The sequence below is a fragment of the Rhodococcus sp. AH-ZY2 genome (assembly GCF_030916465.1).
In the GTDB taxonomy this organism is placed as follows: domain Bacteria; phylum Actinomycetota; class Actinomycetes; order Mycobacteriales; family Mycobacteriaceae; genus Rhodococcus; species Rhodococcus ruber.
Genome location: NZ_CP126458.1, coordinates 505,476 through 519,725 on the forward strand (window position 1 = coordinate 505,476; position 14,250 = coordinate 519,725).

The following is a 14,250-nucleotide window of genomic DNA, read 5'->3' on the forward strand; positions in this document are numbered from 1 at the left end:
GCTCGCCGTGGCACCGCGCAAACCCGTCGACCCCGCCGAGCTCCGCGCCGCCGTCCTGCGGGTCGGTCCGTGGCTGCGGGACGAGACGGTCGACGCACCGGTCCGCGCCGACCTCGCGGCGGCGGTGCGCCTGACCGCTCGCGCCCTGGAGCAGGCGGCGCCCGGATCCAGCGTCGAGGTGCGGGTGCCGCCGTTCGTGGCGGTGCAGTGCATCGAGGGGCCCCGCCACACCCGGGGGACCCCGCCCAACGTCGTCGAGACCGGCCCGCGGACGTGGCTTCGTCTGGTCACGGGACTCGTCGATTTCGCCGACGCCGCCGCCGCGGGATCGCTGGACGCGTCCGGGAGCCGTGCCGCGGAGATCGCGCACTGGATGCCGCTGTTGCGGTTGTGAGCGCAAGGGCTGGGAACGGCGGAGGAGGCCCCGGTGACCCGTCGGAGCGGGGCATCGTCGGCCGACCCGTAGAATGGCCTTGCCTCTCTTTTGTCCAGCCCCCAGGGAGCACCCCGGTGACCAGTGCCGATCTGTCGGTTCACACACGTAATCTCCTCGCAGCCGAGGAACCCGAGAACGAACCTCGTGAGGAGTGCGGAGTCTTCGGAGTCTGGGCTCCGGGCGAGGATGTGTCCAAGCTCACGTACTACGGCCTCTATGCGCTGCAGCACCGGGGGCAGGAGGCGGCCGGTATCGCCGTCGCCGACGGCTCTCAGGTCCTCGTGTTCAAGGATCTCGGGCTGGTGAGCCAGGTCTTCGACGAGCAGACCCTCGCCGCCATGTCCGGGCACATCGCGATCGGGCACTGTCGCTACTCGACCACCGGGTCGACCACCTGGGAGAACGCCCAGCCGATCTTCCGCACGACCGCGGCCGGCACCGGCGTCGCGCTCGGCCACAACGGCAATCTGGTCAACACCGCCGAACTCGCCCAGCGTGCCCGGGAACTGGGCCTCGGCGACGACCGGCGGGCGGTCACGGCCACCACCGACTCCGACATCGTCGGCGCGCTGCTCGCGCACGCCGCCGCCGACAGCACGGTCGAGCAGGCGGCCCTCGAGCTGCTGCCGACCCTGCGCGGTGCCTTCTGCCTGACCTTCATGGACGAGCACACGCTCTACGCGGCGCGCGACCCGTGGGGAATCCGGCCGCTGTGCCTGGGCCGCCTGGACCGCGGCTGGGTCGTGGCCAGCGAGACCGCCGCGCTCGACATCGTCGGCGCGTCCTTCGTGCGCGACATCGAGCCCGGCGAGCTGCTCGCCATCGACGCCGACGGCGTCCGCTCGAGCCGCTTCGCGAACCCGGAGCCCAAGGGCTGCGTGTTCGAGTACGTCTACCTCGCGCGGCCGGACTCGACGATCGCGGGCCGCTCGGTGCACGCCACTCGCGTGGAGATCGGCCGGCGACTGGCCAAGGAACACCCGGTCGACGCGGACCTGGTCATTCCGGTGCCGGAGTCGGGCACCCCCGCCGCCGTCGGCTACGCGCAGGGCTCGGGGATCCCCTACGGCCAGGGCCTGATGAAGAACGCCTACGTGGGCCGTACCTTCATCCAGCCGAGCCAGACCATCCGCCAGCTCGGCATCCGGCTCAAGCTCAACCCGCTGCGCGAGGTCATCCGCGGCAAGCGGCTCGTCGTGGTCGACGACTCGATCGTGCGTGGCAACACCCAGCGGGCCCTGATCCGGATGCTCCGCGAGGCCGGTGCGCTCGAGATCCACGTGCGGATCGCGTCGCCGCCGGTGAAGTGGCCGTGCTTCTACGGCATCGACTTCGCATCCCCGGCCGAGCTGATCGCCAACGGCGGCGGCACCCGCGACGCCTCCGAACGGACCGGGCACGACTTCGACGAGATGGTGGAGATGGTGCGCCGGTCGATCGGTGCGGACTCCCTCGGATACATCTCGATCGACGGGATGATCGGCGCCACCGAGCAGCCCGCCTCGCGCCTGTGCGCCGCGTGCTTCGACGGGCACTACCCGATCGCGCTGCCGAAGGAGCACGCCGTCGGGAAGAACGTGCTCGAAGGGATGCTCGGCGGGGCCGCGGGGGCCACGCCGGCGCTCGACAACGACAACGCGGACGCCTTGAGCCGTCCCTAGACCCGCCCGCCGTCGCGAGGACGGCGGCCCCGGTTTCGCGTCGTCGCGCGTCGGCGGTCCGGCCCGGTCGGGTACCTTGAGGTGCGCGATCGGCGGGCTTCGGCGTGCGTTCGCGTGCCCGGCAGCGATGCCGATACACCTGTTCACCACAACTCGAGGCTGGAGCCGACAACCCATGACCGAGGACACAACCCCCGGAGCTTCCTACGCAGCGGCGGGCGTGGACATCGAGGCCGGCGATCGAGCCGTCGAACTGTTCGCGCCGCACGCGAAGAAGGCGACCCGCCCGGAGGTGCTCGGCGGCCTCGGCGGATTCGCGGGGCTGTTCGCGCTCAAGGGCGACTACAAGGAACCGCTGCTCGCGGCGTCCACCGACGGGGTCGGCACCAAACTGGCGGTGGCGCAGGCCCTCGACAAGCACGACACCGTCGGTCTCGACCTCGTGGCGATGGTCGTCGACGACCTCGTGGTCTGCGGCGCCGAGCCGCTCTTCCTGCAGGACTACATCGCGGTCGGGCGCGTGGTGCCCGAGCGGGTGGCCGAGATCGTCGGCGGCATCGCGGCGGGCTGCGTCCAGGCCGGCTGCGCCCTGCTCGGCGGCGAGACCGCCGAGCATCCCGGCGTGATGGCCGACGGGGACTACGACCTGTCCGCCACGGGTGTCGGCGTCGTCGAGGCCGACCGGCTGCTCGGGCCCGACCGGGTGCGCCCGGGCGACGTGGTGATCGCCATGGGTTCGTCGGGGCTGCACTCGAACGGATACTCGCTGGCCCGCAAGGTCCTTCTCGACATCGGCAAGATGAGCCTGACGGCGCACGTCGACGAGTTCAGCCGCAGCCTCGGCGAGGAACTGCTCGAGCCGACCCGGATCTACGCGAAGGACTGCCTCGCGCTGGCCGCCGAAACCGAGGTCCGCACGTTCTGCCACGTCACCGGTGGAGGGCTCGCGGGCAACCTGGCCCGGGTGATGCCGAAGGGACTCGTCGCCGAGCTCGACCGGACCACGTGGAGCCCGGCCCCGGTGTTCGGGCTCATCGCCCAGCGCGGCCGCGTCGAGCGGACCGAGATGGAGAAGACCTTCAACATGGGCGTCGGCATGGTCGCGATCGTCGCGCCCGAGGACGTCGACCGGGCCCTCGCGGTGCTCACCGCGCGCCACATCGACTGCTGGACGCTGGGCACCGTGCGCAAGTCTCAGGACCAGGACGACGTGCGCGCCGTGCTCGTGGGCGACCACCCGCGGTTCTGACCCGGCGCCGGTCCGGAGCCGACACCGGAAACGGAGTCGGCACCGGAGCCGGATCCGACACCGGATACGCGTCGCACCGATACGCGCAGCGCCCGGGCCGTGCAGGACGGCCCGGGCGCTGCGCGTCGTGGTGACGAAGTTTTCCGGATCGCCTCACCTGCCGGCCGGGTGTCGCAGCGGTGTGCGAGATCCGGACGGCGAGGAGGGTGCCAGCGAAGGGGGGAGTCGGTGGTCCGACTCCCCCCTCCTGTGCGTGAGGCTCGGGTCAGCGACGCCAGTCGTCGTCGTAGTCGTCGTCCCAGGGGGAACGACCGTCCGGTCCGGAACGCTGGTCTGCGAAGACCTCGTCCCGGTGCGAGTTGGGTGTACCGCCAGACAACTCCCGCTGGAGGCTCTCGAAGTCGGTGGCCGGTGAGCTGTACTTGAGCTCCCGTGCAACCTTGGTCTGCTTTGCCTTAGCCCGGCCGCGGCCCATGGCTAACCCCCTCGCGCCTTGACGGGGCGGCCTGGGGAATTTGGCGGCCCCGGTTAATTGAGTATTTTCCTGGCCACCACTCTAGCGTGGAAAAGTCGGTTCCGCCTCCACACACCTGGTGGCGCCGGTGTCCGATTGGTCTCACCCACAGGCGACCTGGGCAAATGCGGGACGAGGGAGCGTTCAGAGCACTCCGGGGATCGCCCGGACCGTGCCGACCCGGATCCCACCGCCGAGCACCGGCTGCGACGCGAGCTCCGCGTGCTCCTCGGACCACGTCACTCCGAGGTGGTGCAGCAGGGCGGCAGTGAGGGGAAGGCGGGCCCGCTCGTGGCCGTCGTCGATCTTCAGTGCGAACGCGGTGCCGTCCGGCAGGGCACCCGCGTGCACGCCGTCCGCCCCGGCCTTGCACAGCAGTCCCGGCACCGCGGGCATCAACCGGGCGTCGTCCTTGCCGGTGCCAGAGACGAGGTGCGGATGACTCCGGATCGCGTCGGCCACGGCCCGTTCCGGCGTCCCGGGCCCGGCCGTCGCCAGCCGCGAATAGGCCCGGGCGAGATTGACCAGGGGCAGCGGCACGATCGGCAGGCCGCACCCGTCGATGCCGAGATCGGTGTCCTCGACGTCGCCCGCGAGGTCGAGGACCGTCTCGACCACGGCCTGCTGCAGCGGATGGGCGGAGTCGAGGTAGCCCGGCTCGTCCGAGCCGGCGCGGACGGGCCAGCCGTTCGCGGCGCACGTCGCGAGCATCGCGGCGTGCTTGCCGGAGCAGTTCATGTACACCGTCCGCCGGGGGTGACCGGCGGCGACGATCGTCGCCCGGGCCGGTTCGTTGCCCGGCAGATCCGGCGGGCACTGCAGGTCGTCCTCGGTGAATCCGTGCCCGGCGAGCAGCGCCTCCACCAGCCGGACGTGCCCGGCCTCGCCCTCGTGCGAGGCCGTCGCGATCGCGAGTTCCTCCGTCGAGCGGGGCACGAAGCCCTGCCGCAGCAGCGCCACCGCCTGCAGCGGCTTGTTCGACGACCGCGGATAGATCGGCGTGCGGATCTCGCCCAGTGCGAGCCGCACGTCGCCGGCCGGGTCGAGTACGACGAGCGAGCCGCGGTGCACGCATTCGCGGAACCCCGATCGCACCACTTCCACGAGTTCGACGCTCAATACTCCACCTGCACCTCTCGTCCGGCGACTCGTCTGCGAGCCTTGTCGGCGACACTAGGGGACAGGTCGTCCTGCTGCGCGAGCATCTCCGCGATCCGCGCCGGGTCCCGGCCGGTGAACAGGTCCCGCACGGTCACGCCGTGTTCGGGTACGTGCACCACGAAGATCCCGTCGCCCGCCTCGACGGGGCCCTCGGCGAGCACCTTCAGATAGGCCCCGGTGTCGCCGCGCGCGGCGAACCGCCGCACCCAGCCCGGTTCCTGCGCCCACACCCCGAAGGTGCCGCACGGCGTGCGCGGCCCGGTGACCTCGAGGAGCAGACCGAGCGCGCCGATCCGCCAGCGCTCGCCGATCACCGCATCCGAGGCGGCGATCCCGCTCACGCGCAGGTTCTCGCCGAACCACCCCGCGGGCAGTTCGCGGCCGAGCTCGTCGGCCCAGCGACGTGCCTCGTCCTCGGCGTACGCGTAGACCGCCTTGTGGCGACCGCCGTGGTGGGCGGTGTCGCACTGCCGGTCGCCGGCCAGGCCGAGCCGGCGGACCTGCACGGGGCCGGTCACGGGACGCTTGTCGATGGCCGTGTGCGCGACACGGCGGGTGCCGCTGACGCGGACGGTGTGCACCGTGCAGACCGCCTCGACCCGTCCGGTCGGCGGGTTCCGGTGGCTCACCGACCCCGGAGCCGTTCCACGGCGAGCCGGCCGGCCTGCACGGTGGCGTCGTCGGGGATCGAGTCCGGATCGATCGCCGCGGCGCAGGGCCCGGCGACGAGGGCCGTGCCGACGGGCACGTTCCGCTTGATCAGGGCCAGCGCGACGGGGCCGAGCTCGAAGTGGTCGACCACGGTGCCCAGCCGCCCCACGGCGCGGCCGTCGGCGGTCACCGGGTCCCCGGGTTCGGGCCGGCCCTCGGCGGAGCCGTCGAGGTGCAGCAGGACGAGATGCCGGGGCGGCTTGCCGAGATTGTGCACCCGCGCGACGGTCTCCTGCCCCCGGTAGCAGCCCTTGTCGAGATGGACGGCGCCGTGCTCGGCCGGGCCGCCGATCCAGCGGGCCTCGTGCGGGATGGTGCGCTCGTCGGTGTCGAGACCGATCCGCGGGCGGAGCGCGACGACGCGCAGCGCCTCGAACGCCCACGTTCCGGCCGGGCGGGCCCCGGCGTCGACCAGGGCGGCGAACACGTCGGTGAGCCGCTCGCGGGGGACGAGCAGGTCCCAGGCGTCGTCGGTGGGCCAGGGCATGCGCCGGACGAGCCCGCCGCCGGGCAGGGCGACCGCGGCGTAGACGTCGGCGGGCAGGGCGTCGATGCCCAGCGCGGCCAGGACGGGGGCATCGCCGGCGCGCGGCCCGAGCAGGCTCAGCACGGCCATCTCGTTGCCGTCCCGCGGCTCGGCCTTGGACCAGAACACCATTCTGCTGAGGAACGTCAACAGGTCCGGCCCGCGCTGCGGTTCGGTGTCGATCCAGGTGACGCCGTCGAGGTCGGTCTGCACGAAGTGGTGCTCGACGCGGCCCTGCGCATCGAGGCTGAGGTTCTCCGCCGAGGTGCCGTCGGGCAGCTGCGCGACGTGCTGGCTGGAGATGGTGTGCAACCAGCTCAGGCGCTCCTCGCCGGAGATCGCGACGACGAACCGGGTCGAACGGTCGACGACGGCCACGCCGGTGAGGGCGGCCCGCTGTTCGCCGAACGGATCGCCGTAGTGCCAGGGCAGTCCCGTGTCCGGGGTGCCGGCCGGCGCGGGAACGGCACCGGGACGAGCGAGAAGTGGGCTGTCGGTCACAAAGGGAGTGTCGGCCACGACATCAGTCTAGGAGCGCGGGTCTGCGCCCGGCGGAATGGATAGGGTGTGCGCATGGCTGAGCGGGTGCTGGTGACGCTGGACGGCGAGGTTCGGGACGCGGACGTGCCGCTGCTGCACGCGGACGACATCGGGGTGCTGCGCGGCGACGGGGTGTTCGAGACCCTCCTCGTGCGCGGTGGGCGGGCACGGACCGTCGAGCAGCACCTGAGCCGGCTCGTGTCCTCCGCCGCGGCGGCGGGGCTGCCGACGCCCGACCGCGACGACTGGCGGCTGGCGATCGACGTCGCGGTCGAGCAGTGGGACGCGGAGCGGGAAGGGGCGTTGCGCCTGGTGTACACCCGCGGCCGGGAGGGTGGCAGTGAGCCGACCGCGTTCCTGTTGCTGACCCCGGTGGCCGAACGGGTGTACAAGGCCCGCGCGGACGGTGTGTCCGTGGTGACGCTCGAGCGCGGGTATTCGGTGGATCTCGCGTCGAAGGCGCCGTGGCAGCTGCTCGGGGCCAAGACCCTGTCCTACGCGACGAACATGGCGGCGCTGCGGCATGCGGAGTCCCTCGGGGCCGACGATGTGATCTACATCAGCAGCGAGGGTTTCGTGTTGGAAGGGCCACGTTCGTCGGTCCTCGTCGCGCGCGGGCGCACGCTGATCACCCCGCCGCCCGAGCAGGGAATCCTGCCCGGCACCACCCAGCAGGCGCTGTTCGACGTCGCGGGCGACCACAACTTCGTGGTGCGGTACGAGCCGGTCCGTCCTGCGGATCTCGTTGTGGCAGATGGCGTCTGGCTGGTCTCGAGCGTCGCGCTGGCGGCGCGGGTGCACACCCTCGACGGGCACGATCTGTCCCGGCGGTCCCTGGTCGGCGAGGTCGAGGCCCTGGTGGACGCCGCGGTCGAGTGAGCGCCGGATCCCCCGTCGTGGGCCGGTCCGGAGCACGCGAGCGCGGGGATGTGTCGGTCGACACCGTCGACGCTCCTGTCCACTTCTACTACTGTAAGTAGTAACAAGGTCACCGACGCGTCCGGCGGATGGTTCCTTGTGCACAGAGTCCGAGGCCCCGAGCCCGTGCCCCGGACTCGGAGCCTGTCCCTGGGCGTTACCTCGGAGTAGCCATGGATGTGTTGGACCTGTCCCGGTGGCAGTTCGGCATCACCACCGTCTATCACTTCATCCTCGTCCCGCTGACCATCGGTCTCGCCCCGCTCATCGCGGTCATGCAGACCATGTGGGTGGTCACGAAGAAGGACCACTGGTACCGCCTGACGAAGTTCTTCGGCAAGCTCTTCCTCATCAACTTCGCCCTCGGCGTGGCCACCGGCATCGTGCAGGAATTCCAGTTCGGCATGAACTGGAGCGAATACTCCCGCTTCGTCGGGGACGTCTTCGGCGCCCCGCTGGCGCTCGAGGGCCTGGTGGCGTTCTTCCTCGAATCGACCTTCCTCGGCCTGTGGATCTTCGGATGGGGCCGGCTACCGAAACTGGTCCACCTGGCGACGATCTGGCTGGTCGCGATCGGCGTGAACGCCTCCGCGTACTTCATCATCTCCGCCAACTCGTTCATGCAGCACCCCGTCGGCGCGACGTACAACCCCGAGACCGGGCGTGCGGAACTGACGAGCATCTGGGAACTGCTGACCAACAACACCGCGCTCGCGGCGTTCCCGCACACCGTCGCCGGGGCGTTCCTCACCGCCGGCACGTTCGTCGCCGGCATCGCCGGCTGGTGGATGGTGCGCAACATGCGCCGCGCCGCGCAGGCCGAGCCGGTCGAGGCCGACCGGCTCGAAGGCGAGGCCCGCGGCATGTTCCGGCCCGCCGCCCGGCTCGGCATGCTCGTGATGATCGTCTCCGGTGTCGCGCTCTTCGTCAGCGGCGACATCCAGGCGAAGCTCATGTTCGAACAGCAGCCGATGAAGATGGCGTCCGCGGAGTCGCTGTGCCACACCGAGACCGACCCCAAGTTCTCGGTCCTGACGATCGGTACGCACAACAACTGCGACGGCGTCATCCACGTCCTCGAGGTGCCGTACGTGCTGCCGTACCTCGCGCAGGGCGAGTTCACCGGCGTCACCCTGCAGGGCGTCGAAGACCTGCAGGACCAGTACGAGCAGCAATTCGGTCCCGGCAACTACCGCCCCAACCTGTTCGTCACCTACTGGTCGTTCCGCGCCATGATCGGCCTGGCCGCCGGGTCGGCAGCGCTGGCCGTCGCCGGTCTGTGGGTGACCCGCCGCGGCCGCGTCCCCGACCAGAAGTGGTTCGGCTGGTTGAGCATCCTCGCCATCCCCACGCCGTTCCTGGCCAACAGCGCCGGCTGGATCTTCACCGAGATGGGCCGCCAGCCGTGGGTCGTGCACCCCAACCCGACGGGCGTGGACATGATCCGGCTGACCGTCGACCAGGGCGTGTCGAACAACTCGGCCGGCGCCGTGATCGCCTCCCTGGTGGCCTTCACCGTCGTCTACGGTGCGCTCGGCGTCGTGTGGTTCTGGCTGATCCGCCGCTACACCCTCGAGGGCCCGCTGCCGCACGACGCTCACCCGCCGGGCGAGCACGACGACGAACCCGACGACACCGGCCGGCCCAAGCAGCTGTCCTTCGCGTACTAGGAGATCGGTCATGGGACTTCAAGAGATCTGGTTCGTCCTGATCGCGGTGCTGTTCACCGGATACTTCGTGCTCGAGGGCTTCGACTTCGGTGTCGGCATGCTGATGCCGGTGCTCGGCCGCGGCCGCACCGAGACGGCCGACACCCGCCGCCGGGTGTTGCTCAACACCATCGGGCCGGTGTGGGACGGCAACGAGGTGTGGCTGCTGACCGCGGGCGGCGCGATGTTCGCCGCGTTCCCCGAGTGGTACGCCACCCTGTTCTCGGGGTTCTACCTGCCCCTGCTGCTGATCCTGCTCGGTCTCATCGTCCGGGTCGTGGCGATCGAGTACCGCGGCAAGATCGACGACCCCACCTGGCGGCGGCGCTGCGACTGGGGCATCGTCTTCGGCTCCTGGGTACCGGCCGTGCTGTGGGGCGTGGCGTTCGCGAACATCGTCCGCGGCGTCGCCATCGACGAGAACAAGCAGTACATCGGCGGCTTCTTCGACCTGCTGAACCCGTACGCGCTGCTCGGTGGTGCCACCACCGCGCTGGTGTTCGCGCTGCACGGCGCGGTTTTCATCGCCCTGAAGTCCGCCGACGAGGTGCGCGAGGACGCCGTGGCCCTCGCCGCACGTCTCGCCGTTCCGGCGGTCGTCGTTGCCGGATCCTTCGTGCTGTGGACGCAACTCGCCTACGGCAAGACCTGGACGTGGCTGCTCGTCGGCGCCGCGGCGGCTGCGCTGCTCGCCGTCGTCGCGCTCACCCGCGCGGAGCGTGAGGGCTGGGCGTTCGTGTTCACCACGGTCGCCATCGTCGGCACCGTCGTCCTGCTGTTCGGATCGCTGTTCCCGAACGTCATGCCGTCCACGCTGGGCGACACCCTGTCGCTGACGATCGAGAACGCGTCGTCGAGTCCGTACACACTGAAGGTCATGACGTGGGCGGCGGTGATCGTCACGCCGGTGGTCCTGATCTACCAGGGCTGGACGTACTGGGTGTTCCGTCAGCGCATCTCCACCAAGCACATCCCGAAGTCCATCGGTCTGTCGCTCGGGGCGAAATGACCGCGCCCGCCGACGCCGCGGTGCGTCCGTTCGGCTCCGCTCCCGGAGCGGCGGATGCGCCACGGCGTCGCGGGCCGATCGACCCGCGGCTGTGGCGCTACTCCGCCACCGCCCGCGGCTACCTGGTGCTCACCCTCGTCACGGCCACGATCAACGTCGCGATGATCGTCGTGTCCGCGCTCGCGATCGGTGCGGTCCTCGCGGGGGTGCTCACCACCGGCACCGCGGAACTCGGGGAATGGCGGACCGAGTTGCTGGTCCTGGCCGGGGCCGTCACCGTGCGCACCCTGGTCACGTGGGTGCAGTCCCGGTTCGCGCACCGTTCGGCGAGCCGGGTCGTCGCCGAACTCGAGCACGAGGTGCTCGCGGCGGCGACCCGGCTGCCGCCGCGGGAACTCGAACCACGCCGCGACGAGATCGCCACGGTGCTCACCCGCGGGCTCGGCGGGCTGTCGGAGTACCTCACCGGATACGTGCCGGCCCTGCTGCTCGCCGTCACGCTCACCCCGATCACCGTGGTGGTCATCGCATTCCAGGACCTCACCTCGGCGATCATCGTCGTCGTGACGCTGCCACTCATCCCGGCGTTCATGATCCTCATCGGGCTGCTGACCAAGGGCAAGGCCGACCGCACGCTGCAGACCATGACGACGCTCTCGGCCCAGCTGCTCGACCTGATCGCCGGTCTGCCCACGTTGCGCGCACTCGGCCGGGAACAGGGCCCGGCAGAGAAGGTGCGCGAGCTCGGCGACGACCACCGTCGCACCACCATGTCCGCGCTGCGCGTGGCGTTCCTGTCCGGGACCGTGCTCGAATGGCTCGCCACCCTCTCCGTCGCGCTGATCGCGGTGAGCATCGGTCTGCGCCTCGTCTACGGCGACATGGCCCTCGAGGCCGGCGTCGTCGCGCTGATCCTCGCCCCCGAGGCGTACCTGCCGCTGCGCACGGTGGGCGCGAAGTTCCACGCCGCCGAGGACGGCAAGGCGGCTGCCGAGCGCGCATTCACGATCCTCGACCGCGCGGCCGCCACCCCTTCGGCCACCGCCGGTGCCGGATTCGATGCGACCTCGGCCGAGCTGACGTTGACGAATCTCAGTGTCGCGAGCCGCGACGGATACGCCCCGCACCGGCTCGATGCGGTGTGCCGGCCGGGCGCCGTGACCGTGCTGGCCGGGGCGAACGGTGCCGGCAAGTCGACGGCCCTGCTCGCCGTCCTCGGACTCGCGGAGCCGGCGGAGGGGAGCGTCGAGGTCGGTGGTCGTCCCGTGACGGCCGACGACGCATGGTGGGAGCAGGTGGCCTGGCTGCCCCAGCGGCCCGTGCTGCTCCCCGGTACGCTGGCGGACAACCTGCGCCTCACGGGCGTGGATCTCACCACCGACGGACTCGAAGAGATTTGTGCGGCAACGCGATTCGATGAAGTGCTCGACGAGTTGCCCGGCGGCTGGGACACCGTCGTCGGCGCCGAGGGCAGCGGACTGTCGCTCGGGCAGCGGCAACGGCTCGCCCTCGTCCGCACCCTCGCCGCGGACCGTCCCGTCCTGCTGCTGGACGAGCCCACCGCCCACCTCGACGACGCGACCGAGACCACGGTCCTCGAGACGGTGCGGGAACTGGCGCGTCGCGGACGCACCGTGGTGATCGTGGCGCACCGCCCCAGCATCCTCGCGATCGCCGACTCCGTCGTTCGGGTCGTCTCCGACTCCGGCGTTCGGGTCGTCTCCGACTCCGTCGTTCGGGTCGTCTCCGACTCCGGCGTTCGGGTCGTCTCCGACTCCGTCGTTCGGGTCGTCTCCGACTCCGGCGTTCGGGTCGTCTCCGACTCCGGCGTTCGGGTCGTCTCCGACTCCGGCGTTCGGGTCGTCTCCGACTCCGGCGTGCGGGTCGTCTCCCACGGCGACGCGGCGCCCGGTACGGGGGAGCGGTGATGAACGATCTGCGCCGGGCCCTGGCGCTGCTCGAACTGCGCCCCGGACGGGTCGCCGCCGCCGTCGCCGCCGGCGTCGCCACCCTGGGCAGCGCCCTCGCGCTCGCCGGCCTGTCGGCCTGGCTGATCATCCGGGCGTGGCAGATGCCCCCGGTGCTGGACCTGACGGTCGCCGTCGTCGCCGTCCGGGCCCTGGGCATCTCCCGCGGGCTGTTCCGCTACCTCGAGCGAATCGCGAGCCACGACACCGCCCTCCGGGGGACCACCGCCGCCCGCACCCGGGTCTACCGGCGCCTCGCCGACGGCGACCCGGTGGCCTCCGCCGGTCTGCGCCGCGGGGACCTGCTCGCCCGCACCGGCGCCGACGTCGACGCCCTCGGCGACGTGGTGGTGCGGGCACTGGTGCCCATCGCCGTCGCCGCGGTCCTCGCCCTCGCCGCCGTCGGCTGGCTCGCGCTGATCTCCCCGCCCGCCGCGGCGATCCTCGCCGTCGCGTTGCTCGTCACCGGCGTCGTAGCCCCCTGGGTGTCCGCCCGCGCCGCGGCCCGCGCCGAAGCCGACAGCGCCGCCGCCCGCCTCCGGTTCTCCCGCGACGCGGTCACCGCGCTCGACCACGCCGCAGAACTGCGGGTCGCGGGCCTGCTCCCGCAGGCCGTCGGCCGGGCCCGCCGCGCCGGTGCCGACGCGGTGCGCGCCACCGACCGGGCGGCCGTCCCCGCGGCCTACGCGGAGGCCGCCGTCCCCCTCTCGGTCGGAGCAAGTGTTCTCGGGGCGTTGCTCGTCGGCATCGCGCTCTACGCCGACGGGGGTGCGAGTCCGATGTCCCTCGGGATCCTCGTGCTGCTGCCCCTGTCCGCGTTCGAAGCCACCGCGGCGCTGCCCGGTGCTGCCGTCACCCTCACCCGCGCCCGGATCGCGGCACGCCGCATCGTCGACCTGCTCGACCGTGCCGACCGGCCGGTGCCGCACGGCACCCGGCCCGTCGTCGAACCGTGCCACCTGCGTGCCGTCGCTCTGCGCAGCGGCTGGCCCGGCGGCCCCGCCGCCGGGCCCCTCACGCTCGACCTGCCACCCGGCACGCGCATCGCCGTCGTCGGGAGCAGCGGCAGCGGCAAGACCAGCACGCTGATGACCCTCGCGGGGCTGCTCGAACCCGTCGCCGGGACGGTCACCCTCGGCGGTGTGCCGCTCGCCGAACTCGACCCGGCCGCCCTGCGGCGGACGGTGGGATTCTTCGCCGAGGACGCCCACCTGTTCGAGACGTCCGTGCTCGAGAACCTGCGGGTGGCCCGCGGCGACCTCACCGAGGCCGAGGCGCTGGCCGTGCTCGGCGACGTCGGGCTGGGGGAGTGGGTGGCCGGGCTGCCCGAAGGACTGCACAGCACGCTCGTCGGCGGGGCGCGCGCCGTCTCCGGGGGCCAGCGGCGCCGGTTGCTGCTCGCTCGGGCCCTGGTGTCCCCCGCGCGGGTGCTGCTGCTCGACGAGCCCACCGAGCACCTCGACGCCGCGGACGGTGCGCAGCTGCAACGACTGCTGCTGGACCGGGACGCCGGATTCGTCGCACCTGAGCGCACCGTCGTCGTCGTCACCCACCAGCTGCCCGGCGACACCGCAGCCGACCTCGTCGTTCGCCTGGGGAAAAACTCGTTGCCCGCGGTCTGAGCGGCGCGTACTTTCGGGCGTACACGAGAAAGGAGGTGGTCTGAATTGAAGTATCGGACACGTGAGGTGGCTGCGCGCTAGCCGCTGTCATCGACGACGGGATTGTCGACCGCCCAGCGGCCGGCGAATACCACGCAGTCACCCGGCCCCCGAGCCATCCGGTCCGTCCGACCGGAATCCGCCGACCAGGCGTCCGCGGAGAACGGCTCGGGGGCCGTTTGCGTGTC

At 71.7% G+C, this 14,250-nt stretch carries 11 protein-coding genes and 1 pseudogene; 8 read left to right on the plus strand and 4 right to left on the minus strand.

Annotated elements, in window-relative coordinates:
- Positions 1-7 precede the first annotated feature (7 nt).
- The 3 genes from QNA09_RS03255 (at position 8) to purM (ending at position 3,346) form a co-directional block, all read left to right on the plus strand.
- Positions 8-394 (plus strand): sterol carrier family protein, encoded by a 387-nt coding sequence (locus QNA09_RS03255; RefSeq protein ID WP_010593851.1) that lies wholly within the window; start codon positions 8-10, stop codon positions 392-394.
- A 116-nt stretch (positions 395-510) separates the two neighbouring features.
- Positions 511-2,097 (plus strand): amidophosphoribosyltransferase, encoded by a 1,587-nt coding sequence (gene purF, locus QNA09_RS03260; RefSeq protein ID WP_010593852.1) that lies wholly within the window; start codon positions 511-513, stop codon positions 2,095-2,097.
- Positions 2,098-2,272: 175 nt separating this feature from the next.
- Positions 2,273-3,346: a phosphoribosylformylglycinamidine cyclo-ligase gene (purM, locus tag QNA09_RS03265; protein ID WP_026137732.1), complete on the plus strand. Its 1,074-nt coding sequence runs from the start codon at positions 2,273-2,275 to the stop codon at positions 3,344-3,346.
- A 265-nt stretch (positions 3,347-3,611) separates the two neighbouring features.
- Here purM and QNA09_RS03270 read toward each other — a convergent pair whose 3' ends face one another.
- The 4 genes from QNA09_RS03270 to QNA09_RS03285 all read right to left on the minus strand — a co-directional run bounded on the left by QNA09_RS03270 (position 3,612) and on the right by QNA09_RS03285 (position 6,777).
- Complete coding sequence (locus QNA09_RS03270) at positions 3,612-3,821, minus strand: DUF3073 domain-containing protein (protein WP_003936528.1); 210 nt, start codon at positions 3,819-3,821, stop codon at positions 3,612-3,614.
- Positions 3,822-4,004: 183 nt separating this feature from the next.
- Entirely contained in the window at positions 4,005-4,979 is a 975-nt protein-coding gene (locus QNA09_RS03275; protein WP_119699463.1) for an asparaginase, read from the minus strand.
- Complete coding sequence (locus QNA09_RS03280; RefSeq protein WP_017680645.1) at positions 4,976-5,650, minus strand: MOSC domain-containing protein; 675 nt, start codon at positions 5,648-5,650, stop codon at positions 4,976-4,978. The genes QNA09_RS03275 and QNA09_RS03280 overlap by 4 nt, the downstream gene beginning before the upstream one ends.
- Positions 5,647-6,777, minus strand: coding sequence for a folate-binding protein YgfZ (locus tag QNA09_RS03285; protein WP_102031006.1), 1,131 nt, complete (start codon positions 6,775-6,777; stop codon positions 5,647-5,649). The genes QNA09_RS03280 and QNA09_RS03285 overlap by 4 nt, the downstream gene beginning before the upstream one ends.
- Positions 6,778-6,831: 54 nt before the next feature.
- On the opposite strand from QNA09_RS03285, the gene QNA09_RS03290 reads away from it, so the two are divergent.
- The 5 genes and pseudogenes from QNA09_RS03290 (at position 6,832) to cydC (ending at position 14,023) form a co-directional block, all read left to right on the plus strand.
- Complete coding sequence (locus QNA09_RS03290) at positions 6,832-7,677, plus strand: aminodeoxychorismate lyase (RefSeq protein WP_017680646.1); 846 nt, start codon at positions 6,832-6,834, stop codon at positions 7,675-7,677.
- Positions 7,678-7,889: 212 nt separating this feature from the next.
- Positions 7,890-9,386: a cytochrome ubiquinol oxidase subunit I gene (locus QNA09_RS03295; RefSeq protein ID WP_017680647.1), complete on the plus strand. Its 1,497-nt coding sequence runs from the start codon at positions 7,890-7,892 to the stop codon at positions 9,384-9,386.
- Between the two features lie 10 nt (positions 9,387-9,396).
- On the plus strand, positions 9,397-10,434 hold the full coding sequence (gene cydB / locus QNA09_RS03300; protein WP_040274077.1) for a cytochrome d ubiquinol oxidase subunit II: 1,038 nt from the start codon (positions 9,397-9,399) through the stop codon (positions 10,432-10,434).
- Positions 10,431-12,137: pseudogene (cydD, locus tag QNA09_RS03305) on the plus strand (thiol reductant ABC exporter subunit CydD); the annotation flags it as partial. The gene cydB and the pseudogene cydD, both read left to right, overlap by 4 nt.
- A 224-nt stretch (positions 12,138-12,361) precedes the next feature.
- Positions 12,362-14,023: a thiol reductant ABC exporter subunit CydC gene (gene cydC / locus QNA09_RS03310; protein WP_040274079.1), complete on the plus strand. Its 1,662-nt coding sequence runs from the start codon at positions 12,362-12,364 to the stop codon at positions 14,021-14,023.
- Positions 14,024-14,250: the final 227 nt, after the last annotated feature.

What these genes read in the sequence shown, in the direction of transcription:
- purM (WP_026137732.1), top strand. Translation starts at nt 2,273, where the DNA reads ATGACCGAGGACACAACCCCCGGAGCTTCCTACGCAGCGGCGGGCGTG.
- QNA09_RS03270 (WP_003936528.1), bottom strand. Translation starts at nt 3,821, where the DNA reads ATGGGCCGCGGCCGGGCTAAGGCAAAGCAGACCAAGGTTGCACGGGAG.
- QNA09_RS03290 (WP_017680646.1), top strand. Translation starts at nt 6,832, where the DNA reads ATGGCTGAGCGGGTGCTGGTGACGCTGGACGGCGAGGTTCGGGACGCG.
- QNA09_RS03295 (WP_017680647.1), top strand. Translation starts at nt 7,890, where the DNA reads ATGGATGTGTTGGACCTGTCCCGGTGGCAGTTCGGCATCACCACCGTC.
- cydB (WP_040274077.1), top strand. Translation starts at nt 9,397, where the DNA reads ATGGGACTTCAAGAGATCTGGTTCGTCCTGATCGCGGTGCTGTTCACC.
- cydC (WP_040274079.1), top strand. Translation starts at nt 12,362, where the DNA reads ATGAACGATCTGCGCCGGGCCCTGGCGCTGCTCGAACTGCGCCCCGGA.